The following is a 25,893-nucleotide window of genomic DNA, read 5'->3' on the forward strand; positions in this document are numbered from 1 at the left end:
TTGGTCACACTTTTGATACGATAACCATGTAAAAAATAAATATTATGTCGGAAAAAATATTATGGATAGATGATGAAATAGATTTACTTAAACCTCATATTGTATTTTTAGAAAAAAAGGGTTACCACGTAACCCCCGTTAATAATGTAAATGAAGCGCTAGAGTTAATAGATTCCGAGAAATTTGCATTGACATTAATTGATGAAAACATGCCGGGCATCTCAGGATTAGAGGCTATTCCTATGATTAAAGAAAGAGATAACTCTTTAAAAATAGTTATGGTAACTAAGAGTGAAGAGGAACATATTATGGAAGAAGCAATTGGTTCTCAAATTGCAGATTATATCCTTAAGCCAGTAAACCCTAATCAGATCCTTCTTTCTCTTAAGAAGAACCTACAAGAGGACAATTTGGTTGAGCAAAAAACAATCCTACAATATCAACAGGAATTTAGAAACCTATCTATGGAACTTTCTTATTTAAAGTCTTATCAGGAATGGGCAGAATATTATAAGAAAATTTTAAACTGGGAAATTAAATTTGATAAAGTCACAGATAATGAGTTTGCTGATCTTCTACAATCTCAAAAAGAAGAAGCTAACATCCAATTCGCAAAATTTATTGAAAATAATTATGAAGAATGGTTAGGAGGAAGTGATAAACCAGTGATGAGTCACACTCTTTTTAAAGATAAAGTAAAACCTGAAGTGGAAAAAAGTAAAGTCCTTCTATTGATGGTGGATAATCTCAGATATGATCAATGGAAAGTGGTAGAACCTCTATTCACCAAGTATTATAATAAGGTATCTGAAGATTATTACTATAGTATCCTTCCAACTGCAACTCAATATGCAAGAAATTCGTTTTTTGCAGGACTTTTACCTTCAGAAATAGAAAAACGTTTTCCAGATAAATGGTTTAATGATAATGAAGATGGTAATAAAAATGAATTCGAACGTGATTTTCTTGAAGATCAGATGAAGAGAATAGGTCTAGGTTCAAAGTCAATGAAGTATTTAAAAGTTTTAAATGCTGATTTTGAAAGAAAAATCTATGATGACTTCAATCAGCACAAAAATAATGACCTACTCGTAATTGTTTACAATTTCATTGATATTTTATCTCATGCAAAAACAGACAACCATATTGTGGATCAGTTGATTCGTGACGATAAAACTTTCAGATCCCTAACGTATAACTGGTTTGAAAATTCATCTATTGTAAAAATCATTAAACTAGCAGCTGAAAATGGTTACAAATTAGTTATTACGACCGATCATGGAACTGTTTATGTAAAAAAACCAAGCAAGGTTGTTGGTGATAGAGAAACATCTACTAATATCCGATACAAAACAGGGAAAAGTTTAACCTATGATGACAGAGATGTATGGGCTATTACCAATCCTGAGAAATTATTTTTACCAAAAGGAAATTTAAGTTCAAAGTATATTTTTGCGAAGAATAATATCTTCCTGGCTTATCCAAAGAATTATAATCATTTTGTAAACTATTATAAAGAAACTTACCAACATGGAGGAATATCATTAGAAGAATGTATTATTCCAATCAGCATTTTAGAACCCAAATAGTTTTTTTCATAGTTTATTAATTCGGGTTCAAGGCGGAAAAAATTAATTGATTTTTTCCGCCTTTTTTATTGAGGCATTCATTTTGTATACTAAGAAACACACATATACTATAATATTATGAAAAGAAACATTTTCGTTGCTACAGCATTAGTAGCATTATTTTTAACGTCGTGCACTAAAGAAAAGAGTACTACAGATACTTCATCTGCAATTACAGACACCCTTTCTTCAAAGCCATCTGATTCCGCTACTGTTTCGTCTAATAAGGATGAAATCGTTACAAGTACAGCAAAAGACAGTAAGGGAAAAACATTGGAAATGAGTTTCAATAACACTAAAAATACGGCAACAGTAGTCTTTGACAAAGAAACAATTGAATTACAAGGGCAAAAACCAGCATCAGGAATCTGGTATAAGAATGATCATTATGAACTAAGAGGAAAAGGTGAAGAAATAGAGCTTACAAAAGACGGTAAAACAGTTTTTAAAAAATAAAAGTCGTTATTAAATGATAAAAGTCGGTTTTGAAATTCAAAGCTGACTTTTTTATTTCGCTACATTTGAAAAAATTTATTTTTGTTTATGAAATTAATCACTTACAATGTCAATGGGATTAGAGCCGCTTTTACCAAGGATTTCTTGGGTTGGTTAAAGATTGCAGATCCAGATGTTATATGCATTCAGGAGAGTAAGGCAGGAAACGATCAAATAGACATCGATAGTCTTCAAAAACTGGGCTATCATAGTTATTGGCACTCTGCAATAAGAAAAGGATATAGTGGCGTCGGAATAGCTTCTAAAATAAAGCCTAATCATATAGAATATGGTTGCGGAATTGAAAGTTATGATAATGAAGGAAGAATCATACGTGCAGACTTTGATGGTTATTCTGTAATTTCTGTATATGTTCCATCTGCGTCCAATATAGAAAGACTGGATTTTAAAATGCAATTCTGTCACGATTTTCTGAACTATATTAAAAATCTTAAAAATGAGATTCCCCATCTTATTATTTCCGGAGATTTTAATATTTGCCATGAGGCTATTGATATTCATGATCCTATCAGATTAAAAAATGTTTCCGGTTTTCTACCTATGGAAAGAGAATGGATGACCAATTTTATTGAGGAATGCGAATTAATTGATAGTTTCAGATTCTTTAATAATGATCCTGGCAATTATACATGGTGGAGCTATAGGCAGAATTCCAGAGCTAATAATAAAGGGTGGAGATTGGATTATAATTTCACTTCCTATGCCTTAAAAGATAAGCTTTCAAGAGCTGTCATTTTAAAAGAAGCAGTACATTCCGATCATTGTCCCGCTTTATTGGAATTGGATGTTTAAAAAGAAAAAGCCAACTGAATCAGTTGGCTTTAAAATTTAATAAATCATAAATTTAATCGACAATTTCATATTCCACCGGAATGGTACCAAGATTGGTATTTCCGATTTCATTGAACGCGGCTCTAGAAATATCTAGTGCTCTTGATGAATGGAAAGGTCCTCTATCATTTATCCTTACTGTAACCTCTTTTCCATTGCTTAAATTGGTAACTCTAATTTTAGTTCCAAATGGAAGCGTTCTATTTGCAGCGGTGAATTTTGAATTATCAAAAATTTCTCCGTTTGCGGTTTTCCTACCATTAAACTTATCGTGGTAGAACGATGCATAACTTGTTTTTTTCGCATCTATGGCATTATTCTTGAAAGAATAAATACCAAAGGTTGAAATCATCATTATGATTACGAGAATGAATCTTTTCATCATTTTGAATTTTATTGGTTTTGACTTGGCAAATGTATCATGAAACTTTTTAGCACCATAGCTCAAATGTTAAAAAGTGTTAACAAAAAATCAATTTAAAGTTAACGACACTTGTAACCCTTTACAAACAGGGCTTTTAGAGCACACTGTTAAAAAGTGTTAAAAATAAACCTTAAAAGTTAACATAATTAACGTATTTCTTTTCACCAGTCTCTGATTACATTTAAAAACACCTGAAAACCAATATGTTAAAAATACAAATTTTCTATAAAATCTACCAAAAAAGCCAATGAAATCTTCATTGGCTTTTTCATAAATAGGTAAGTAATTATTCGTTTATTTTAAATATTCTAATACATAATCATATGTACCTGCCGGATATACCACAGACATACTTTGAGATCCAGTAACTGCATTTCCTCCATTACTTCCTAATGTATATGAATATAAGTCTCTAGAATAAACGTTTCCTGAACCAGCCTTGTAGATTGTAATTCCATACATACCTGTCATTCCGGAAGGTGAAGGAATATTAACAGCAGTTGATGTTCCATTAGTAGAAAATGTTCCCTTAACCGCATACACTTGTTCATTATTTATTAAAGTATGAGTAGCAGTTTCAGTAGTCGTTATATTAGTTTTATCAGAGTTACCACCAATAGCTATCCATTTTCCCTTTGTAAGATTTCCTGGATTTCCTGGATTTGAAAAGTAATAGAATCCTGGAGCTACTGCTGTTGTTAGCCCTTGCCCTGGAGCAGTATTTCCCGTAGCATTATTATAAACTACCATACCATCAAAATCAGAGACAATTACTTCATTATCCATTGCATCCTTATTGAATATAAAATTCGTTAAGTCGGTTCTGGGAAATCCCAGTCCTCTACCATAGTTTTTATTAGCCAGCCCTTCAAAGTTACTGGCATCCATAAAATAGTTGGTGTTAGATAATGTTGAACTTATATTTCCATTGCTATTAAGTTGAGCATAAGTTGTTTCTCCTAAAAACAATAAGAAAGCGCCCATTAGGTTTAATAAAATATTCTTCATTTTAATTGTGTTTTTAATTATTAACTTCTTCCTGAAACCATATACCAATTTGTACCATTACTGTGAATCTGAAGAGCTGATGTTCCAGTAAAAGATCCTATTCCTTTAGGAGTACCAATTCCATCTGTTCCTGAAAATTGTACAGTCCCTCCTGTTTGGTTTCTTATATGAATAGTTCTTCCATTATAAGAAGCTGGAGTTGGTAAAGTCAATTGAGTTCCTGAGGTAAACTCCCAAAAATCAAAATCGGAATTATCCCAATTATAGGATGGAGAAGCAGCTTGTGCTAAATTTAATCTAAAAGAACTGGATGTAACTGCCGATCCTCCACCTAAATTTTTCCATTCAGGAACAGTGCTATCAAAATAATAAAACCCTGCACCTCTTATCTTACTTGTTCTGTCCGTATTACCTGAACCAGAGGTAATATATACAATAGCACCATTTTGGGGAGCACCATAGGTACCAGAAGTATTGTCTTTTGCTAGCAATTGAGCTGCGGTCATACGTGGTGCTAAAATAGCATCTGGCATAGCATTCTCTCTGATATCAGCTACTACATCTAAGGTAGCTGCTGGTTTGGTTGTGTTAATACCAACCCCTCTTTGTTGTGCCTGTGAAAATATTCCAAAGGAAACAAGCATTGTTGCTGTTAATAAATTTCTTTTCATAAATGTTTGAATTTTTTTAATACTTTTTCATCAATATCTTTTAATATAAAAATGAATTAAACCAATCCCAACCTAATCAATATAAAATCTAAAATAAACAGCAATATTATTTGTATTTCCAAATTATTTTGCGATTTAATGATACAGATTGGTAGGGATTATTCTAGAGACAAAGTTAAGGTTTAATTATTTAAAATTCATAACCGTCCTCAAAAACGGGAATAAAAGCAATGCTTTTTTAAGACATAACCAACTCATTAAAAACAAGTTAAAAAAAATACGCCATTAAACACAAAATAGTAAATTTCACACTAAAAAATTAATTATAAACTAATTGGTAAAAAAAAAGATGTAAAATCTATTGACTCTACATCTTTCTTACAAAAAATATAATTATTTGTATTTTTTTTAAATAAGCTCTCCATAAAGGTCAAATTCTTCAGCAGAAGTTATTTTTACCATAGCAAATTCTCCAATGGAAATATAGGTATTGTCAGCAGAAACTAAAACTGTATTATCAACATCTGGCGAATCATATTCTGTTCTACCGATAAAATAGTTTCCTTCTTTTCTATCAAATACACATTTATACACTTCCCCTATTCTTTCCTGGTTCTTTTCCCAAGAAATTTGAGATTGGAGTTCCATGATCTCTTCTACGCGTGCTTCTTTCACTTCCTGAGGGATGTCATCTTCCAAAACATGAGCAGTTGTATTCTCTTCATGAGAGTAAGTGAAACATCCTAATCTATCAAATCTTTGCTCTTTTACCCAATCTTTTAATTCTTGAAATCTTTCTTCTGTTTCCCCAGGATATCCTACAATTAAGGTTGTTCTGATAGCCATATCTGGCACCTTTTCTCTAAATTTCGCTAAAAGAGCATCTGTTTTCTCATGAGTCGTCCCTCTTTTCATAGATTTCAGCAAATCAGAATTAATATGCTGAAGAGGAATATCAATATAATTACAAACTTTAGGCTCTTCACGAATAATATCTAAAACATCCTCAGGAAAACCACTAGGAAAAGCATAATGAAGTCGAATCCATTCAATTCCTTCAACTTTTACCAATTCTTTTAAAAGCTCACCAAGTGCACGTTTTTTATAAATATCTAATCCATAATAAGTAAGATCCTGCGCAATTAAAATTAATTCCTTTGTTCCCACTTTAGCCAATTTCTCAGCTTCACGAACTAATTTTTCGATCGGTGTAGAAACATGCCCTCCTCTCATTAAAGGGATTGCACAAAAAGAGCATGGCCTATCGCAACCTTCAGATATTTTAAGATAAGCATAATGTTTGGGTGTTGTAGTTAATCTCTCCCCTACCAGTTCATGCTTATAATCTGCACCTAAATGTTTTAATAAGATAGGTAGATCTCTCGTTCCAAAATATTGATCTACATCAGGAATCTCTTTAACTAAATCTGGTTTATATCTTTCAGAAAGACATCCGGTAACAAAAACTTTTTCTACTTCTCCTCTATTCTTTGCATCTACATAATCCAGAATAGTATTAATAGACTCCTCTTTTGCATTGTCTATAAAACCACATGTATTGATGACCACAATATCTCCTCTATCTTCATGTACTACCTCTTTACCGTTTGCTTTCAACTGGCTCATCAGAACTTCTGAGTCATAAACATTTTTAGAGCAACCAAGTGTTACGATATTGATTTTCTTTTTACCTACAGATTTTGTGCGCATCTTTTTGATTTTGAGTTTGCAAAGATACGAAATAATAAAAAGTTTAAATCAAAAAATAAAACCACTTTAGTAAAGTGGTTTTTAATATATTATCTTCTTCTTAAGATACTCTATTAAACATTGAAATAAATTGCTAATTGCTAATGACTGTTCATTGTTAATACAACTTTTACTGTTTTCAGAAGAGTATGTATGTCTAATCCAAAACTATAATGTTTAATATAATAAAGGTCGTATTCTAGTTTTTTTAAATTATCTTTTGGTGTAGCCTTAGGTAAATGAACTTGGGCCCAACCCGTAACGCCTGGCTTAACCAAATGCCTTAGATCAAAATAAGCATTTTCTTTTACAGATTCCTCTACAAACTTTGGCCTTTCTGGTCTTGGACCAATTAAGCTCATATCTCCATTTAAAACATTATACAATTGTGGCAACTCATCTATTTTGGTAATTCTTAAGAATTTTCCAACCTTTAGAAGTCTATCATCATTTTTCTTTGTAAAATCCCCATGATGATTAATTTTCATTGTCCTGATTTTAAAAATTCTAAAAGGTGTAGAGTTCTTCCCTACTCTTTTTTGCGTAAAAAACATATTCCCAGGGGAGCTAAAGAAAACCAAAATACACCCAATTATAACCAATGGTAAAGCAAATGGTAAAATTATTAAACTTACCAATATATCAAATATACGTTTAAATATTTCAGAATTTCGTTTAAGCCCAATTGAAAAAACATTATCAGCAAAATATTCATTACTTTCAAATTTAACAAGCGGGATTCGTTTATTTACAATTTCATAAAATTCTTGGGCATCATAAACTTTAACCCCTTTAATTCTGCTTTCAATTATCTCATTAGTAACTTTTTCTGAAATATGATTAATGTTTGAAGTTTCTATGATTACAGTTTTAATTTTTAGTTTTAAAATATATTCTGAAATACTTCTTTTCTCTGTTTCAGTATTAAAGAAAATAAATTTATTATTTTCAACAAAATGCGCCTCTTTTATAAGTTTGTATGTAATATCACTAACATTTACAAAAAGGAGCCTTTTTGGAGTTGATAATTTTGAAATCTTCATCATTTTGTGTTAAGCAAGTACAAATCTATATATCTCTTATACATTTTCTAATCGTACGTGTATTTAAAAAATTCCTGCGAATCTAAGAAGTTTTTTTTGATAGTACACCTAAAGTGTGTTAATTTATCGCAACTTCTTCAATATTTTTTATTTATCGGGATATTTATTTTTTGATTTTTCCTCACTCTTATTTTCCACATGAAGATAAACAAAAAATATAACACCAAAAAATAATTCATTCTTATCTATAAATCCATAATAATATGAAATCTTGCATGCAGCTATTCATTTTATCGAATTTATAACTTGTATACATTTTTATATTCATTGACCATTTTTTCTATTGATAAATTTTCATGAAATATTTTCAAAGATTTATCTGAAAATCTATTATAGACATTATCATTTGTTAAAATATAATTTATTTTTTCAACAAAAATAGCATCATTATTTTCAACAACAAATCCATTTACATCATTTAGAACGACTTCCGATATACCACCAACATCAGAGGAGACAATGGGCTTGCCATAGCTCAAAGCATCAATCACAACAATAGGAACTCCCTCATAATTGGTTGGAAGAACAAAAAGATCTGCGAGTTGTATATATTTTTTGGCATTAGAAACCCCCATCAAACAAAAAACATTACTAGGGAGACCCTCATACTCTTTTTCTGCTCCTATCCACACGAAAGCGTACTGTGGAAGTTTTTTAGCGATCTCAATATAGCTTTCAAAACGTTTCTGGGGTGAAATTCGTGCAATACACATGATAACTTTTCTGTAGTTTTCTATTCCTTTAATAGATAATTCCGACTCTATTTTGGGAGTATGCACACCATTGTATACCACGTGTAAGTTATTAGTAATTCCTTCATTTATAATATTCTGTTTATCATAATTACTCGCCAAAACAATAGCTTTACAACGGTTTTTAAGTAATCTTTCTAATGGAAGATATTTTCTATAAGCTAACCTAATAGAATCAAACCCATGAACGGAATATACAATTTTACTTTTTGGAAATGCTAATCTACCTAATACACCAATTTTTGAAGAATGAAGATGAATAACATCAGGCTTAACTGATGAGTATAGCTTTTTTAATTTAAATAAAGCTTTTAGATCTTTGAAAATAGAAATTGGCCTTACTATTTCGTATACCTTTATTTTCTTTATTCTAGCATCTAATGCATCCCACATTGGGCCATCTTCTCCTGCAACAACAGTTATATCATGGTTGACACACATAGAATTAGCAAGATTAATAACAACTGATTGAGCACCTCCTAAATCAGAACGAGTAATAACGTGTAAGATTTTCATTATAACTTGAATCTATTTTACATTAACAAAATCATACTTTTCCCACAAAAAATTAGTTTTTAATTTTCCAGAAAACGTATAGGAAAGATTACTAACATTATCTAACAATCCACTGTATTTATCCTTACTAAATATTGTCGTGTTTTCTAGATAAATATTATTTACTGATCTCAACAATATTTTCCCGTACAATTTTGTATTTATAATTCTCAAATCAGAGTATAATTTTGTTGTATTTTTTTTACTTTCTATGGTACTTGAAAAAACCAATGAAAAGTATCCTGAAGGATTATTTTCTCCAGCGTCTATAATACAATTTTCAATTACAATATTCTTTCTAGGTACGAATTGCCGTTCATTACTATTTGTAGTATCATAAAACACAACACCTCCTCCCATATTATTTGTAAAACTTGTATTTTTAAAATGCATATTACTAATTGCTGACCCAAGTCCATAGCCTTCCATATCCCAACCATTTCCATATAAATTACCATTATATCTAGCTCCTTCTAAGCCATGGCCTTCTTTCAGATTAGCTCCATAAGACTTTCCATTTTCCGTAAATTTAGAATCAGAACATTTAAAATCAGAAATAGAATCGCCTGAGCCCCCATGACGTCTATTTTTAGTTGAGGTTACATTGTATAGTTCTATATTTTTTGCTGCAAAAATTTCTGTATTACTTAAAAGATTAGTGTGAAGACCTCTATAAATTGCTATCCCATCTGTAGCGCAATCATGTATATTGAGATTCTCTAATTTAATATGGTTTGCAAACCCTTTAATATTAATTCCATGTTTTCCTCCATCTCTTATGTCTAAATTTTTTTGATTAGCTCTATTCCCATCTATTTCAATATTTTTAATAGAAATATTACTGAATCCAGGATAGGTTCTTGAAATTTCGTAATGTTCTTTTCCTTCCTTTGAAGAGTTATAAATATTTGTCAGTAAATCATTCCCAATATTAAGTACACTGACATCAGAAACATCTGTAGGAATAGACACTAATTTCATATTCTGAATTACCATATTTGACTTTAACCAAAGTGACGTAACATAATAAGTTCTATTTCCGCCATCCAGAATACCTCCTTTTTTCAGTTGATTTATCCTGTTTTGTAATTCTCCAGTATCATCTTTTGACAGTCTTTTTATAGTATGGTTCTCACAATGAGGAATTCCATATACTAAAAATGCCAAGCACAACATTATAAAAGTTAAAAATTTCTTTTTCTTGTAATCCATTTTCTTCTATAGTATTTTAAATATGAAAAACCACTTATGATCAATAAAGTAATAATAGAAATATGTTTTTGCTTATACTGAGAAATAAAATTTTCGATTTCTCCCTTATGCATGAGATCAAGGTTTGCTGATAATCCGCTTTCTCCAAAATTAGCCTTTCCAACAATATTCTTAGCTAAAATTCTATTCAAACAAATACCTTCTCTTTTGTATGTAAGGCGCAACCATAAATCCTGGTCTTCACAAAATTTTTTATTAACATTAAAATAATAATCTTCTTGATCCAAAAAATCTTTTCTAATCATAACAGTAGGTGTTAGAAAAAAATTCCTAAACAATAATTTGTGATAAGATACTTTTATAAAATCCCCCTGTTTTGAAAAATGAGCTGTATTAAAACCTCCACCTATGATTCCTATATCTTTGAATTTATTAAGATAATCTATCTGCCAATGTAATTTTTCATTTACCCACAAATCATCTGAATCTAGAAAAGCGATGAAATCACCCGTAGCCAATTTGATCCCTTTATTACGTGTATAGGAAGGTCCTTTATTTTCTTGGGATATAAAGATAATTTTATCTTTAATCTCGGTTGTCTGTTTATTGATAAAATCAGTTAAAACATCAGAGCTGTTATCTATAGATCCATCATTAATAATGATAAGTTCCCAATTTTTATAGGTTTGTTCTAGAACCGAACCCACTGAAAATGCTATTGTAGACTCTGCATTGTACAGAGGAAGGACAATAGATACTTTATTTTCTTTCCCAATAGAATTCATATGGTAAAAATGGAGTTACTGCTCCCTCATCTTCGTTCATAAAATTACGAATTTTCAATCCAAAACTTAAAAAGCCTATAAGAAAAAACAACATTATATTTCGCTTTCTAAATGGCTGAATTTCTTGAAAGAAAGATATAAAAATTATTAAAGTAAAAATAATAAGATTTTGGAACCGAAGCCCTGAATAGGACTTTAATGATATAAGGAATGATAGTACTTCTAAAATTAAAATAATAAAAAATATAGTTTTTACTTTTTTATTTAAATACCAATTAATTCCAAAAATAATTAAAAACAATACTAATGGTGATAATCCTGAAATACCAGATGGCCGGGATAAATCTTTATAAACATCAACCTTATTATCAAAATATGAAAAATCTAATAATTGGAAAATTACATAGCCTAAGACTAATAAAAGTAATAGATGTATTTTCTTCAATTGGACCTGAGAAAAATATACAATGATAACAATAATAACAGACGAATACTGCATGCTAACAGCTAGAATTCCAAATAAAAAAAAGAGAAGTGTATTCTTTTCAGCCTGTTTTTTTGCAGCAAATGCACACATTGCGAAGCTCAGTCCATATCGCAATCCATTCATCGTCATATCAAAATAAAAAAAAGGAAAAAGGATAAATGTAAATACAAGTAATTGCCACTTATTTTCCGAAAAGGAAAATATAAGAAATAGGGTTGTAATAAAAGCTACTACGGGAATAATAAAATATTCACTAGGCTTTATTAAGGATATGAAATATGTTAAATATTTAAATCCTGGCTCGTAAATTACTTCGTCAAAGTTACCATTATATGTATTTTCAATCCACACATAATAATAAGCCTTATCGGTTCCACTATCCCCGCTTAATATGGCAACTAATATAGCAGGAAAAAGCGCAACAAATAAAATGAGCCAATAGTTTTTCAGTTCAAAACGCGAAAGATACACTACACTGGAAACCAGAGATAGAATCAAAAAAGGTATTAAATATATAGCTACATCCATTATTTGTTCTTTTGAACGGATTTTTCAAAAATACTGATGGCTTTGTGAATATCATTTACTTCATTGACAAAAGTAGTGCGTTTAATCATTTTCTCTGTATAAACACGTTGAATTTTATTGATAATTTGCTTAATAATATTAAAAATCACCCCACTCCAGAAAGACAATTTACCTATACCTTTTCCTGTTCGTAACTTCTCTGCTTTTTTCAACATTAATTGCAATATCTGATTTCTATTCATCAATAAAGCTTGTGCAATTAAAGGGTATACATTAAAATATTTTCTAAATTCACTAAATTTCATAGAGTCAATAGCATTTAATCCGCTATCTCCCCATATTGTTGTCACACTATAAAATTCAGGTATATCTTTATCCCATTGGTATGGTTCTTTACGATTCTGAATATGCGGCATATCTGATAGCTCTCCACAGTGTTTTCCTTTAAGTTGGTCCGCGGATCCACTTGAAGGACAAACTCCTGCAATAGTAAGTGGAGAATCCATAACATAGTGGTTACTGGTAATCAAAGCAATACATATCACAGAGAATATATCAGGGCTTAATCCTCCAAAATATGACCCAGTAATATTTTTTATCTTTTCCATAATATCACGCTTAACAATACCATGATATATTTTTGGAACATCATAAAACATATAATTTACGATCCCATTTTCTAATAACTTTTTTAAAGCGCCTTTACTGTCAGCTTTTCTTAATTTTTTTTCATAGAAAGGAATTGTCATATATCCCAAAGGAAAATTTTTATCTGCATTTGGCCAATAATAAGCTATAGTATTTTTTGGTGTAATAGTGTCAACATTGTTTTCATTAGCCCACTGAACTACATTGATGATTTCCGGAAGTATGCTGTCATCATCACCAATGTTTACAAGATAAGTACCTTGTGCAAGTCCAACTGCAAAATTAAAATTTTCTATAAAAGTTAATTTCTCTCGATTGTGTATATATCTTATTATATCTGAATTGAGATCTTTTACAAAATCTTCTACTTCATCAGACTCACTATTGTCTGCAACACATATTTCTATACAATCACTGTTTAGGGCTAAGATTGATTTAATTGCTTCAATACAGTAATATTCTCTGTTTCTTGTAGCTATAATTATGCTTAATAATTTTGTCATGAGAAATTAATTTGGAAATTCAAAAATCTTTCTAAAAATGTCTTTTTTATTCTTACTTCGTAGAAATTTCTTGTCCAAATAACAAATTCCTAAAACAAATACAAAAGATGAAATTAAAATATTATAAATAAAATAGTAATTATTATAAATATAACTATAATACAATGGAACAAAAGCAATTATAGCTAGGCTCAAAATCTTAAAAAAAGATCTTAAAGAAAATATAAAAATATCCTTAGGAAGATATTTATTAAAAACAATATACATCAAGTAGATTAATGCGAAAACATTAATAATGATCCATGGAACTCCCACTCCTTTTATTCCAAAATATTTGATACACAAAATTAAAATTGGAACTTCAATTATAATTTGAGCGATACCTTGCATCATCATATATCTTGTCTTATTCTTTGATAACAAAAAATAAAAAAGAGGTAGCTGTAATACCATAAAAAAAGAACCTGTAATTAATAGTCTTGTAACAACTACAATATCATCCAGGTTACTTGTAATAGTTTTATGCCCAATCCACAAAAGCAGCAATTCTTTTGCATAAAGTAAAATAGTTATTAAAATTGGAATGGATAAAATCAATAAAAAATAGGTAATTTTTTTAAAGACGATTCGCAATTTCAAAAAATTATGATTTTGATCAAAAGAAAGTTTGGAAAATACAGGGAAAATAAAAAAAACCAGTGGGGTACAAGCCATCACCGGTGTCTGTGATAAAATGGAGGAAATTGAATAATACCCTAGCATATCCAACGTAAAATATGAACTGACAACAATTTTATCTATCTGAATATTGAAAGCAGAAATAATTGCTATTAAAGACATTCCACTGATATAAGATAAAACATGCTTTGGAATTTTTCTTTCAGTAATAAACAGCTTTTCATTACTTTTCTTTTTTAATTTTACAATTAAGATATATCTTAACAAGATCAAATAAATAATATTTACAACGATTTGCCATACAAAATACACCTCTAGAGTATTCTTATAAAAAATAAACATCAAGATAACCAAGCCACTTTTAGCTAAGTTCCATACAATTTGAAAAGTATTTGTAATTATCTGATTTCCGAGACCAAATAATGCCCCAAAATAAACTGACGAAAAGAGCTGAAGTGTTACTCCTAAAGAAATAAGTCTAATATAATATGCGAGATCATCCACTGGAATTGTCTTTGTATTAAGCCAGTTTACCGCAATTAATTTTGAGCTGAGAATAAGTATAGTCAATAAAGCAATACAAATTAGAATATAAAGTCTTTCAACATTACGAAATAGAGTATACTTATAATTAGGTGTATTATCTAATGAAAATTCTTTTATAACAGCAGAAGAAATTCCAGAGTCGGCAAAACTTACAATTCCTAAAATTAAAGTATAAAAGCTTATAACAGAAAAATTTTCAATTCCAAGAAACTTTATATAAATAGGTATAAAAATAAATACCGAGAAAATATTTAATATTTTAGCACCATAATTTGATAAAATTCTTAAAAAGTTAGATTCCATTAATCTTAAAATAGATATGAATATAGTACCGAATTTTTCTCTATAAATGCTTTTTGCTCTTCTAACATCTTCTCATAAGAAGGAACTTCATATCCTTTTATCTTTGTGTTTAAAAAAGACTTATCACATACATAATCTTTATCAGAGTTAATTACAATATCCTTATGATATATCTGATTGATCAATTGTAATAACTGATATTTTGATATTTTTATACTATTTGTCAGATGTAAAAGACCAGTTTTAGGGTTCTTTATTTGCCAATCAATAAATTTGGCCAATTCCAAGGTGGTTACACCAGACCAAAAATTGCTCTTATAACCACTAATTTCTCCTGTTTGATTCATAAACCAATCAAATAGCCCTTCTCCCTCTTTTTTAATTTCCGGGCCTATTATTGATGTTCGTATTGTTAAGTTATGCTGGTCATCTATTTCACCTAACGACTTGGAAAGGCCATATATATCTGAAGCATCCTTGAAAGAGTCTTCAACATAGCCTCCAGATTTACCTGAAAATACACAATCAGTAGAAATATGAATCAATTTAAATGAAAGCTCACTACTTAATTTTGCTAGATAGTGAGGGAAATAGGAATTTGCATAAATCGTTTTATCAGGATTTGTTTTTGAGCTTTTTATAAGCATACCTATACAGTTTATTACAATATCTGGTTTTATGTCCTGTATTGCATTTCGTACCTGATCTATATTTGAAATATCAATTTTTAATTTAATATCATCAAATGGTTCTCTATTGACACTTCCAAAAACTTCATATTCGCCTTTAGATCTAAAATAATTATAAATTACATGTCCAGCCATACCAGCTGCACCAAGTATTAAAATCTTTTTCATTTGGTAGAGTTATGAAATTGGTCTAATTCAGTTCTAACCTCTTCTAATGTTAATAGAAGCTCTTTCATTTCCTCAACATTTAGAAGACGTGTATTATTTGAATTATATTCATCATCCAGCATAACATTTGAGTTATTTTCTACATATTTTGTGTAATTTAAATCTCTCAAATCTGCAGGTATTCTGTAAAACTCACCTAAATCTTCAGCTTTAGACATTTCTTCAGTAGAACAAAGTGTTTCGTAAATTTTTTCACCATGCCTTGCCCCTATTATTTTTATTTCATTATCAACTTTAAATAATTCTTTTAAGGCCTGTGCTAAAATAGCAACTGTTGCAGCGGGCGATTTTTGAACGAAAATATCACCTGGTTTCCCATGAACAAAAGCAAACATTACCAAATTTACAGAATCATCTAATGACATCATGAATCGCGTCATTGTTGGGTTGGTAATTGTAAGAGGCTTACCTTCTTTTATTTGCTTGATAAACAATGGAATAATAGATCCCCTAGAGTACATTACATTCCCATATCTTGTAGCTGTATACACTGCATCAATGTCTTTCACTCTAGGATCCCTAGCCTTAGAAATAGCTAATTTCTCCATGATCGCTTTGGACATCCCCATTGTATTAATAGGATACACAGCCTTGTCAGTACTAAGTACAACTACTCTGGAAACCTTGTTCCGAGACGCTGCTTCTAAAACATTCTCTGCACCTAAAATATTAGTCTGAACCGCCTGCATTGGGTAAAATTCACAGGAAGGAACTTGCTTAAGTGCAGCAGCATGGAAAACGTAATCAACCCCCGCCATAGCATGATTAACATCATCAAAATTACGAATATCACCTAAAACAAAATTAATCTTTTCATTTTTATATTCAAGACGCATATCCTCCTGTTTCTTTTCATCTCGACTGAAAATACGTATTTCTTTCAAATCAGATTGCAAAAAACCTTTTAAAACAGCGTTTCCAAAAGATCCTGTACCACCAGTAATCATTAAAACTTTACCCTTATACATTAGTTATTTCTTTTAAAGTTAAATAATCGTTGCCACCATTTTTCAACCTCTGCATGATAGCCATATCCATATTTATTACCATAACCCAGATTAGAAGCATGAACATCATTAAGAACAAATGCTGCTTTTTTAATTTTTTCACTATTGATTTTTCCTTCTGCAAAATGTAAAAACTCTTTTTCAGAAAACTCAGATCTTACAACATAGACTGTAGCATCTGCAATTTGTGAAATCAATAATGTATCTGTAACTAACATTAAAGGCGCCGTATCAAGAATAATGTAACTATAACGGTTAGAAACTTCATTTACAAGCTTTTGATATCTTCCATTCTCAAGAAGCTCAGCTGGATTGGGAGGAATACTACCTGAATAAATGAAATCACAGTTTGAATGAAAATTACTTGGATGAATAATGGAATCTACATCCTGAATTTCTCCATGTAAATATTCACTAAGCCCTCTTGCGCTTTTCATATTTACATTAAATCTCTGTAATTGTGGATTTCTTATATCAGAGCCAATTACTAAAACTTTATTTAAACCAGATGATAATGCTAAAGCAAGGTTTACTGATACAAATGTTTTCCCTTCCCCTTTAACGGATGAAGTAACGAGAACAACTTTCGCTGAATCTTTCGTTGGAAGCATATACTTTAGATTAGTAACTAAAATTCGGAACGCCTCCGCCATTTGAGAAGTATCATTTGTCTCAATATACTCTTTTTCCTTTCTGGCTAACCTTGGTATTTCAGCCAATAATGGTATTTGCGAGTTTTTAGTTAATTCACTGCCTTTTTCAATTTTATTCTTTAACAGAATTTTAGAGAAGATATAAAGGAATGGAAGAACTAAGCCAAGTGCTAATGCTATTCCTAAAATCCAAATCTTTTTAGGAGATACTGGTTTCTTTAATGCATAAGCCTGATCTACAATTCTTGCCTTTTCAGAGGTTACTGCCATTGTTATTGCTGCTTCTTCTCTTTTTTGCAATAAGATTAAGTATAAATTTTCCTTTATCTGTTGCTGACGTTCAATATTTCTAAAAAGCTTTTCTTGAAAGGGAATCTGACTAATTTTGTTTTCTGAGTATCCCATCTCTGTAAATACTCTTTGACGAGCAAATTCCAATGATACTTTATTTTTAGAAAGACTCTGGTTGACAGATGATTTAAGCATTTCCAATTGCTTTTCAATTTCTTTCACCAACGGGTTTTCATGAGTCGCATTTTCAAGAAGCTTATTTCGTTGGATCACCAATTCATTATAATCCATAATTCCTTTTGCTGCTGCATCATTGTTAAGACCAATATTTACAGGCAATACATCAGAAACACTTTTCTTACCCAAAAAATTCTGTAAATCTTGATTAAGCTCCAATTGAGTATCAATATCTAATAATCTTGCCTTTGTACTTTCTTTCACCTGAAGGCTCATTTTCGCTTCAGTGGCAAGGTCCACAATATTATTTGTTGATTTAAAAGTTTCTTTTTTTGTTTCAACATCCCCTAATTCTCTTGAAATCAAATTAATACGCTCATCAATAAAATCTTTGCTGCGTTTTGATTGAATATTTTTATCCTCAATAGCATATAGATTGTATTGTTGGACAATTTTGTTTAAAAAGATCCTAGCCTTTTCTTTTTCAGGATAATCTAAAGACAATTCTATGATTGTTCCTTCTTTATTTGACAGACTAACCATCAGAGCTTTCTGAAACGAATCTACTGTACTATCAAAATCACTATATGTGAAAAACAAGTTTGATAAGTTCTTTAAATTCTTTTTAGTGCTTTTAAAATCTTTATTCTTAGAAATGATTACATCTGCAAACGGGAGATGAATTATTTTATTAAATGGTGAAACAAAGTCTTTTTTAAAATCCTTTGAATGAAGCATTACATTATTACCTTGAATTTTAATATCAATAGGCTCCCCAGAAAACTCGGTATCTATTTTTTCATTAACAATTCTTATAATTATTGGAAGATCTTCTGCGTAAAGCTCTGTATTATACAATAAATGTTTTGCATAAACAGGGGTTTGAAAATTAACATTTTTTAAAACATCCTCTATAATAGATTTTGATCTAAAAATATCCATCTCATTTTCGATACTGCTGGTTCCCATACCTGGCATTGCCCCCAAGCTTTGTAAGATTCCAAAATCTCCAGAAGCTGATGACATTTTTTGTGAATCCTTGATAAGAACTGTCGATCTCGTTTTATAAACTGGAACTGATGATTTAATTATATATACCGCCAGTATTAACATTAAAAATATACTGATAAGAAACAAAAGCCATTTCTGTAAATAAGGTTTCAAAATTTCTCGGACATTTAAATCAACGCTATTGGCTTTCTCCATACTTTTTTTTAAAGAAGTGAATAATTTAGAATCTATAAATAAACCTTGCAAATATATTTATATTTTATAAATCCAGTGCAGGAATTTATCTAATATATTAACGGGGGTTTCTTTTTTAAGTTATATTAATCATTAAAAGTTTATCATTATTTAAAATACAATAAAATTCAAATAATTATTAGTGTTTTTTACTTCAACTTATATGTCAACATCAAACCTCCTCGTGTAGGAATTAGCTCCCCGCTTTTATTAAATTTCGTAGCACCTTCATATCTCTGATTATTGTCTTTGAAGTAGCCTTTATAAAATGATTGAGTAGTCCCTATTCCTGCATATACATCCAATCCCCAACTTTCATTGATTGTAAAGTGATACCCTCCACTTATTCCAAAAATAAACGCAAGTCCCTTTTGATATTTACCCGTAACACGTACACTTCCGTCAGGAAGTATTTCAGGATGTCCAAATTCATCCTTTACGGGTTTATCATTCCAATAATTCCATTTTTGTAGATTAAATGATGCCATAGAAACATAGGGTCCAACATACCATTTTTTCATTTTTTCCCCAAAGTAGTACCTTCCTTCGATTGTTCCCATATAAATCTGCAAATTTCTACCCGCAAAAGATTTCCAGGGCGATACGAAAGCTTCAGCTTGAAGAGTAATTTTACTACTAATAGGTCTTTCAACTGCTATATTATACATACCTAATGGCACGAAAAGAGTATTTATCTTAACCTCTGTTTGGGCATTGAATAAATTAATAAAAAACAAACTTCCTGGCAGGAATAGATTTTTATACAAAGATTTCATTTTCAATATTATTTTTATTTTGTGTGGTATTATTTTGTTAGAACTGAGAAAGTCTTTATTAAAATGGAAAAATCATTTTTAAATGAAAGATTATAGTAGTAATCAAGATTCATTTTTACTTTTTCAGGAAAGAGTACTTGGTCATTATATGCTAAAGGATTCTTTTGCTTATCTAATAGTTCTTCCTCATTTCTATATTTAACTCCAGCCTCACTTGTGAGCCCGGGCTTAAGTTGAAGAATTAGGCACTCTTCTCCTTCAAGTCTGTCATAGTATCCTGAAATATCTGGACGAGGACCTACCAATGACATATCCCCTTTTAAGATATTAAATAATTGTGGAAGCTCATCTAATTTGGTTTTCCTCATCCAGGCACCTACAGATGATTTTTTAAAGGTTTTGGGATCTAAGGTTCTGAATTTGTAAATGGTAAAAACATTTCCCTGAAGGCCAATTCTCTCTTGAGTAAAAATACCAGGAAATCCTGTATCCCAAGAGGTTATAATTAATAAAAAAAGAAATAAAGGCAACAGTATTATGATAGCAAAAATTGCGATACTGTAGTCCATCAGCATTTTCCAAAAAGGGTATTTTTTCAAAATATTTGTATTGACCGCAAATATATAAAATATGTTTAAAAAAGAAATAAATATAAACTTTGAATAACCGCTTTTTCTTAATAAACATTAAGCTTAATTAAAGGTATTCGAAAAATTCAATCATGAAGTTTATTTTGACATTTGATAGTTATAACCTTCATAAAAATCCTCAAAGAATATCATTTTTAATTTGAGAAAACATTCTTAAATACGTTTGCAATTCTATTTCTGTCATTATCTGTAAGATTGGAACCCGAAGGCAAACACAATCCATTATCAAAGAGGGTTTCAGCTACTTTATTCCCATAATAAGAAGTATTTGAAAAAACAGGTTGTATATGCAGAGGTTTCCACAATGGTCTTGATTCTATATTCTCATCAAGTAATGCAAGACGTAAATCTTCACGTGTTTTTCCTGTCTTTTTTACATCTATTATAATTGCGGATAACCAATGATTAGAATAAAAGTCATTATTAGGTTCAGAAAACACTTCTATTCCATCTATATCTTTACATAGTGTAAAATAAAAATCATGCATTTTCCGACGTGCCTGTACCCTTTCTGCTAAAACCTCCATTTGCCCCCTCCCTATTCCAGCAATAATGTTACTCATTCTATAATTATACCCAATATTTGAGTGTTGATAGTGAGGAGCTAGATCTCTTGCTTGTGTAGAAAGAAATATAGCTTTTTCTTTATCTTCTTTAGAATGACACACTAATGCTCCACCCCCGGAAGTTGTAATAATTTTATTTCCATTAAATGATAGAATGCCAAACTGCCCAAAAACACCACAAGGCTTTCCTTTGTATTTTGATCCTAGAGATTCAGCAGCATCTTCGATTATAGGTATTCCATATTTTGAACCAATAGCTAAGATTTCATCCATTTTAGCAGGCATGCCATAGAGATGAATTAAAAGAATAGCTTTAGGCTTTTTTCCTTTAGAAATTCGATCTTTGATAGCTTCTTCTAATGCAATGGGACACATATTCCATGTTTCAGGCTCACTATCAATAAAAATAGGAGCTGCTCCACAATATACAATTGGATTTGCTGAGGCAATAAATGAGAACGTAGATGTGAGTACCTCATCTCCTTTAGTAATCCCCAATAATATTAATGCTAAATGTATAGCTGAGGTTGCAGAATTCAGGACACAAACTTCTGTATCATTATTAAGAAAGTTTTTCAGGCTAAATTCAAATTCATCAATGTTATCCCCTATTGATGTTATCCAATTTTTTTGAAAAGCATCTTCAATGAATTGCAATTCGTTTCCAGAAAGATGAGGGGAAGAAAGCCAAATTTTATCTTGCATCTTGTGTTATTGAGAAGCAAATATAACTTTTCCTAATGAATTTTTCAATTTATGCAGGTGCATTAGTAATGAATAATTTTAAAGGGATAATTTCCATTTATTTTTTTATCCTATCCCCCTGACCCTTTCCTCCTACAGTAGCGAAAATATACTTTAAATAATCAGACACCGTTAAATTTCTAAGCATCTCTGCATCTTTTTCAGCCAATTCAACTGGAGTAGACATGTCAATTTCACTTATTTGCCCTAATCCTGTAATTCCTGGAAGAAAATTATATACCCCTCTTTTTTCTCTCTCAGCAATTAAATCTGTTTGATTAAAAAGATTAGGTCTTGGTCCAACCAAGCTCATATCTCCCATTAAAACATTGATTAATTGAGGTAGCTCATCCAACTTCGATTTCCTTAAAAAACCTCCAAATTTTGTTACTGATGATGTACTGGAAAGATGTGTCGCAACAGATTTTGTATCAACATACATTGTCCTGAATTTCATCAATTTAAATGGTTTTTTTTGCTTACCAACCCTTTCCTGAATAAAAATAGGAGATCCTGTATCAAATAAACCAATTATATATAAAATTAGTCCTATTGGCCATAAAAAAAGAATCCCAAAAAAGGAGAATAAGAAGTCAAGTATGCGTATCATTGTAAGTTGTTTAAGGTTTTGAGTTTAATTAAATAGTAAAGCTTTGTATAGTTTTAATCAATCCTTCCTGAGCTGTTACAGGTAGAGACTCTATTTTTAATCCAGTTTTTATTTTTTTATTTGAAACTACGTAAGATTCTGTTAATTTCTTTAATCTTTCTGAGTTTAATGGTAAATGTAATTTATCTCCAAATTTTGCAACATTTTCAATCATACTCTTCGATATATTCCAAAGCTTAGCTTTTTTGCCTAAAGCATAGTTAATCGTCTCAATGAGTTCATTAGTAGATATAGCTTTATCATCAGCAAAATTATAGATCCCAGATGGTAAATTTTCATAATTAAGCATTTGATCAACTAGAAAATTTAAATTATCAATGCCTAAAAATGATCTTTTATTTTCAAAAGCAGCTAATGGCCATGGCAATCCTTTACTAACAATTTTATAAAGCAAATTTAGATTCCCTTTATTACCAGGTCCATGAATCATACATGGCCGAATTATATATACTTTTTTATCTGCAGGTAATGACTGATTAAGAATATACTCTTCAGCTTCTCTCTTAGACTTACCATATGGAGTATAGGGCTTTGACTCAGTTTCTTCTGTTAAAACACTTTCCACTATATCAGCCACTGCTTTTACAGAGCTAAAATAAAAAAATTGCTGAATGTCCGAGTTTAAGAATTCGTTAAATAATTCTATCGTAATATCTCTATTTATCTTAAAATACTCTTTATCTTCAGAAGTGTTAGATGTATCATGTGCTTTACCAGCTAAATGGATGATAGCGTCGGCCTGAAAATTTACTTTAGCTTTCCAACCCTGTTCTCTTAATGATAAAGCTTCTACTTCAGCAGAATTAGAAATAAGATATTGACTTAAATTTTTACCTACAAATCCTGAGGCTCCTGTGATAATGACTTTCATTTAATTTTTAAATTATTAAACTTAGTTTTTAGTGTCGAATCACTCGTATTTAAATTAAGTTTTGATAGGTTTGATTTATAAAAATAGAACTTATCTTTATTGTTGCCATATTTTGTATTCGTAAGATTAATCAGACCATCCAGATTGCTTGCTTGGGTATCATTTTTAAAGCCGTGAAAGGCTATCCCATAAGTAGAATAAGAATCAGTATGACCATCAATATTAATTGATACCGTTTTCTTCTGGCTAGACTTATATTGTTCAAACACTAAAAGAATTCCTGCCCATTTATTATTAAAGGTTGTTAAATTTTTAATATTAACTGTATCCAAATCGTCTTCAATTGTATTTGGTTCAATATCAATACCGCTTTGTGGACTGTTCCCATTAGTATTAGCGATATAACTATTTAGAATGTCGACTTTTTTTGCTGAAATAATAGAAATACCATTTCTCCTTACATTATCTATAACAGCATTGCTGATATAAATATTACTAGATGCTTTATTTCCTGCCTGTCCTAAGTAAATACCATCACCCCACGTATTTTTTATGTAAGGTGAATAGAGTCTTATATTATCTGATCCTTTAATTCCAATCCCAAAACCCCATTGTCCATCAGTCCCAAGATGGCCATCCCGATCTCCTTCTAAATTAGCATAAAAAATCTTGATATTATTTACACTAGAGATTTTTAGCATGTTATAGCTGTTTTTGGCAGTTGGTATCAACACCAATTTAGAATTTGGTTGAAATAGCAGAACCTGATTACTATTTAAATTTAATCCTTTATCATTGATTTTAACAGTAAAGTTAGGGAGTAAAACAACATTATGTTTATCTAAAGCATCCTGTATATAAGAGGTGCCATCCATAGAGGTATCCTTCTGAAAATTCTGTGGTAAATTGCTTACTACTGAATAAGCTTGCTTTACATACTGATTATAATCACTACTGAATGCTGTTTTATTAAGGTAAGTATTAACGGTCTCAGGACTGATTTTTTTTACAGCGAAATTCTGAGCGTTAACAAATAAACTTGCAAACAACATGATAAGTAAAAAAGTCTTATTTTTCATTTGAATTGGTTTAATGTGATTTTGTTTATTCTTCTTCTTTCCATATCAAAAATCCAGCCCCATTTGTTAAAATAAGACTTTGCAGATTTTATAAATATTTTAAATAATCTTTTATTCTTATTTGCACCTGATTCATATCCGTGATAGACTGAGACTATTGGAAAATAAATAGTCTTAAATTTTTGATTCATTCTTCGAGAGATATCCCAATCTTCAAAATACATAAAGAAACGATCATCATATAAACCTACTTCTTGTAGGGCTTTTACATTAAATAATGTAAAGCATCCTGAGAGAATCGGCGCCGTATATATCTGTTCTTCTGGTATATTCCTCAACTCATACTTTTCAATAAAAGTATCATATATAAACTTCGGTTGTTTTATTTTTCTAAGCAAAAGACTTATTGGAGAAGGCAATAACTTAGGAAGGTGTTGTGCAGTGCCATCTAAATTTAAGATCTGCGGCATCATCATACCTATCTCATGATTACTAGCCATATATTCTACCATTGGAGTAATAATGTCACTGGTAAAATATACATCAGGATTGATTACAAAATGATAAGATATATTATCTTCTAATGTTTTCTTTAAGGCTATATTATGAGAAGCACCAAAACCTGGGTTTGATGGATTATGTATATATTCAATCTCGTCCCTATTCTCAAAGAAAGATATCAAAGTATCAGTAGGTGAGTTATCTACTATATATAATTTATACTGAGATTTTACCGCTTCTAGTGACTTGAATATATTCTGAATATCTTCTTCTGAAGTGTTATATAAGACAATTGATAGATTAATCATTTTTAACGGATATCCATTCATTTTTATCAAAATCAAATTTTTTCACAATTCTCGCTGGTGATCCAACCACAATACAAAAGGGAGGAACACTTTTGTTAACTACCGACATTGTTCCTACAACGGACCCCTCTCCAATCGTCACTCCTGGTAAAATAGAAACAAACTCCCCTATCCAAACATTCTTTTCAATAACAACCGGACTAGAATAGATAGGTCTGTCATCTGGTATGGTCTTTGGTGAGTCAGCACCTGGGCCAGAGTATTTACCATGATTATGGTCAGTAATAAAAACTTTACTGGCTATTAATACATTATCATGAATTTCTATTTTTTCAGTTGCTCCTATATGAACATCATCATTAATTTGAACGTTCTTACCAATCGTAATAAGTGGCTCTGATCTGTTATTAATGTTAAAGGCATCCAATCTGCAATTAAAACCAGTAGTAAAACCATCACCTACTGTAATACACTGCTTCCCTCTTATCCGGAAAGGAAATCTTATTATTCT

General features: G+C 30.6%; 25 protein-coding genes. 3 read left to right on the forward strand and 22 right to left on the reverse strand.

What is annotated here, in order from left to right; all coding sequences use genetic code 11:
• Window positions 1-44 precede the first annotated feature (44 nt).
• From porX to JHL15_RS18160, 3 genes are all read left to right on the forward strand, one after another.
• Window positions 45-1,589: a T9SS response regulator signal transducer PorX gene (gene porX, locus JHL15_RS18150; protein WP_200248061.1), complete on the forward strand. Its 1,545-nt coding sequence runs from the start codon at window positions 45-47 to the stop codon at window positions 1,587-1,589.
• A gap of 117 nt (window positions 1,590-1,706) precedes the next feature.
• Window positions 1,707-2,084, forward strand: a complete 378-nt coding sequence (locus JHL15_RS18155) for an MliC family protein (protein WP_200248063.1) — start codon at window positions 1,707-1,709, stop codon at window positions 2,082-2,084.
• 87 nt (window positions 2,085-2,171) lie between these two features.
• On the forward strand, window positions 2,172-2,936 hold the full coding sequence (locus JHL15_RS18160; RefSeq protein WP_200248065.1) for an exodeoxyribonuclease III: 765 nt from the start codon (window positions 2,172-2,174) through the stop codon (window positions 2,934-2,936).
• 52 nt (window positions 2,937-2,988) lie between these two features.
• On the opposite strand, the gene JHL15_RS18165 is transcribed toward JHL15_RS18160, so the two are convergent.
• From JHL15_RS18165 to JHL15_RS21355, 22 genes are all read right to left on the reverse strand, one after another.
• Entirely contained in the window at window positions 2,989-3,360 is a 372-nt protein-coding gene (locus tag JHL15_RS18165; protein ID WP_200248067.1) for a septal ring lytic transglycosylase RlpA family protein, read from the reverse strand.
• Between the two features lie 333 nt (window positions 3,361-3,693).
• Window positions 3,694-4,407 carry a hypothetical protein gene (locus JHL15_RS18170; RefSeq protein WP_200248069.1) on the reverse strand — a complete coding sequence of 238 codons (714 nt, stop codon included), beginning with the start codon at window positions 4,405-4,407 and terminating at the stop codon, window positions 3,694-3,696.
• 20 nt (window positions 4,408-4,427) lie between these two features.
• Window positions 4,428-5,078 (reverse strand): hypothetical protein, encoded by a 651-nt coding sequence (locus tag JHL15_RS18175; RefSeq protein WP_200248071.1) that lies wholly within the window; start codon window positions 5,076-5,078, stop codon window positions 4,428-4,430.
• A gap of 408 nt (window positions 5,079-5,486) precedes the next feature.
• A complete protein-coding gene (gene rimO, locus JHL15_RS18180) occupies window positions 5,487-6,788 on the reverse strand; it encodes a 30S ribosomal protein S12 methylthiotransferase RimO (RefSeq protein WP_200248073.1) in 1,302 nt (433 codons plus the stop codon).
• A 140-nt stretch (window positions 6,789-6,928) separates the two neighbouring features.
• Window positions 6,929-7,873, reverse strand: a complete 945-nt coding sequence (locus tag JHL15_RS18185) for a sugar transferase (RefSeq protein ID WP_234047804.1) — start codon at window positions 7,871-7,873, stop codon at window positions 6,929-6,931.
• A 296-nt stretch (window positions 7,874-8,169) separates the two neighbouring features.
• Window positions 8,170-9,198 (reverse strand): glycosyltransferase, encoded by a 1,029-nt coding sequence (locus tag JHL15_RS18190; protein WP_200248075.1) that lies wholly within the window; start codon window positions 9,196-9,198, stop codon window positions 8,170-8,172.
• Window positions 9,199-9,210: 12 nt separating this feature from the next.
• Window positions 9,211-10,449, reverse strand: a complete 1,239-nt coding sequence (locus JHL15_RS18195; RefSeq protein WP_200248077.1) for a hypothetical protein — start codon at window positions 10,447-10,449, stop codon at window positions 9,211-9,213.
• Window positions 10,422-11,234, reverse strand: a complete 813-nt coding sequence (locus tag JHL15_RS18200; RefSeq protein WP_200248079.1) for a glycosyltransferase family 2 protein — start codon at window positions 11,232-11,234, stop codon at window positions 10,422-10,424. Before JHL15_RS18200 ends, JHL15_RS18195 begins: the two co-directional genes overlap by 28 nt.
• Window positions 11,209-12,249: an EpsG family protein gene (locus JHL15_RS18205; RefSeq protein ID WP_200248081.1), complete on the reverse strand. Its 1,041-nt coding sequence runs from the start codon at window positions 12,247-12,249 to the stop codon at window positions 11,209-11,211. Before JHL15_RS18205 ends, JHL15_RS18200 begins: the two co-directional genes overlap by 26 nt.
• Window positions 12,249-13,400: a glycosyltransferase family 2 protein gene (locus JHL15_RS18210; protein ID WP_200248083.1), complete on the reverse strand. Its 1,152-nt coding sequence runs from the start codon at window positions 13,398-13,400 to the stop codon at window positions 12,249-12,251. The genes JHL15_RS18205 and JHL15_RS18210 overlap by 1 nt, the downstream gene beginning before the upstream one ends.
• Before the next feature lie 6 nt (window positions 13,401-13,406).
• The gene (locus JHL15_RS18215; protein ID WP_200248085.1) at window positions 13,407-14,927 is read right to left on the reverse strand and encodes an oligosaccharide flippase family protein; all 1,521 of its coding nucleotides are present in this window, start codon (window positions 14,925-14,927) and stop codon (window positions 13,407-13,409) included.
• 5 nt (window positions 14,928-14,932) lie between these two features.
• Window positions 14,933-15,784 carry a dTDP-4-dehydrorhamnose reductase family protein gene (locus tag JHL15_RS18220; protein ID WP_200248086.1) on the reverse strand — a complete coding sequence of 284 codons (852 nt, stop codon included), beginning with the start codon at window positions 15,782-15,784 and terminating at the stop codon, window positions 14,933-14,935.
• On the reverse strand, window positions 15,781-16,812 hold the full coding sequence (locus JHL15_RS18225) for a polysaccharide biosynthesis protein (RefSeq protein WP_200248088.1): 1,032 nt from the start codon (window positions 16,810-16,812) through the stop codon (window positions 15,781-15,783). Before JHL15_RS18225 ends, JHL15_RS18220 begins: the two co-directional genes overlap by 4 nt.
• Window positions 16,812-19,229 carry a GumC family protein gene (locus JHL15_RS18230; RefSeq protein ID WP_234047805.1) on the reverse strand — a complete coding sequence of 806 codons (2,418 nt, stop codon included), beginning with the start codon at window positions 19,227-19,229 and terminating at the stop codon, window positions 16,812-16,814. Before JHL15_RS18230 ends, JHL15_RS18225 begins: the two co-directional genes overlap by 1 nt.
• Before the next feature lie 137 nt (window positions 19,230-19,366).
• Window positions 19,367-19,993, reverse strand: a complete 627-nt coding sequence (locus JHL15_RS18235; protein ID WP_200248090.1) for a DUF3575 domain-containing protein — start codon at window positions 19,991-19,993, stop codon at window positions 19,367-19,369.
• 29 nt (window positions 19,994-20,022) lie between these two features.
• Window positions 20,023-20,562: a sugar transferase gene (locus JHL15_RS18240; protein WP_200248092.1), complete on the reverse strand. Its 540-nt coding sequence runs from the start codon at window positions 20,560-20,562 to the stop codon at window positions 20,023-20,025.
• Between the two features lie 215 nt (window positions 20,563-20,777).
• On the reverse strand, window positions 20,778-21,914 hold the full coding sequence (locus JHL15_RS18245) for a DegT/DnrJ/EryC1/StrS family aminotransferase (protein ID WP_200248094.1): 1,137 nt from the start codon (window positions 21,912-21,914) through the stop codon (window positions 20,778-20,780).
• Between the two features lie 97 nt (window positions 21,915-22,011).
• A complete protein-coding gene (locus tag JHL15_RS18250; RefSeq protein ID WP_200248096.1) occupies window positions 22,012-22,563 on the reverse strand; it encodes a sugar transferase in 552 nt (183 codons plus the stop codon).
• Between the two features lie 28 nt (window positions 22,564-22,591).
• Entirely contained in the window at window positions 22,592-23,494 is a 903-nt protein-coding gene (locus JHL15_RS18255) for an NAD-dependent epimerase/dehydratase family protein (RefSeq protein WP_200248098.1), read from the reverse strand.
• On the reverse strand, window positions 23,491-24,573 hold the full coding sequence (locus JHL15_RS18260; protein ID WP_200248100.1) for a right-handed parallel beta-helix repeat-containing protein: 1,083 nt from the start codon (window positions 24,571-24,573) through the stop codon (window positions 23,491-23,493). The genes JHL15_RS18255 and JHL15_RS18260 overlap by 4 nt, the downstream gene beginning before the upstream one ends.
• Window positions 24,570-25,403 (reverse strand): glycosyltransferase, encoded by an 834-nt coding sequence (locus JHL15_RS18265; RefSeq protein ID WP_234047806.1) that lies wholly within the window; start codon window positions 25,401-25,403, stop codon window positions 24,570-24,572. The genes JHL15_RS18260 and JHL15_RS18265 overlap by 4 nt, the downstream gene beginning before the upstream one ends.
• Complete coding sequence (locus JHL15_RS21355) at window positions 25,375-25,809, reverse strand: LbetaH domain-containing protein (protein WP_317193054.1); 435 nt, start codon at window positions 25,807-25,809, stop codon at window positions 25,375-25,377. The genes JHL15_RS18265 and JHL15_RS21355 overlap by 29 nt, the downstream gene beginning before the upstream one ends.
• Window positions 25,810-25,893 lie beyond the last annotated feature (84 nt).

The sequence above is a fragment of the Chryseobacterium paridis genome (genome assembly GCF_016595215.1).
GTDB classification, from domain to species: Bacteria; Bacteroidota; Bacteroidia; order Flavobacteriales; family Weeksellaceae; genus Chryseobacterium; species Chryseobacterium paridis.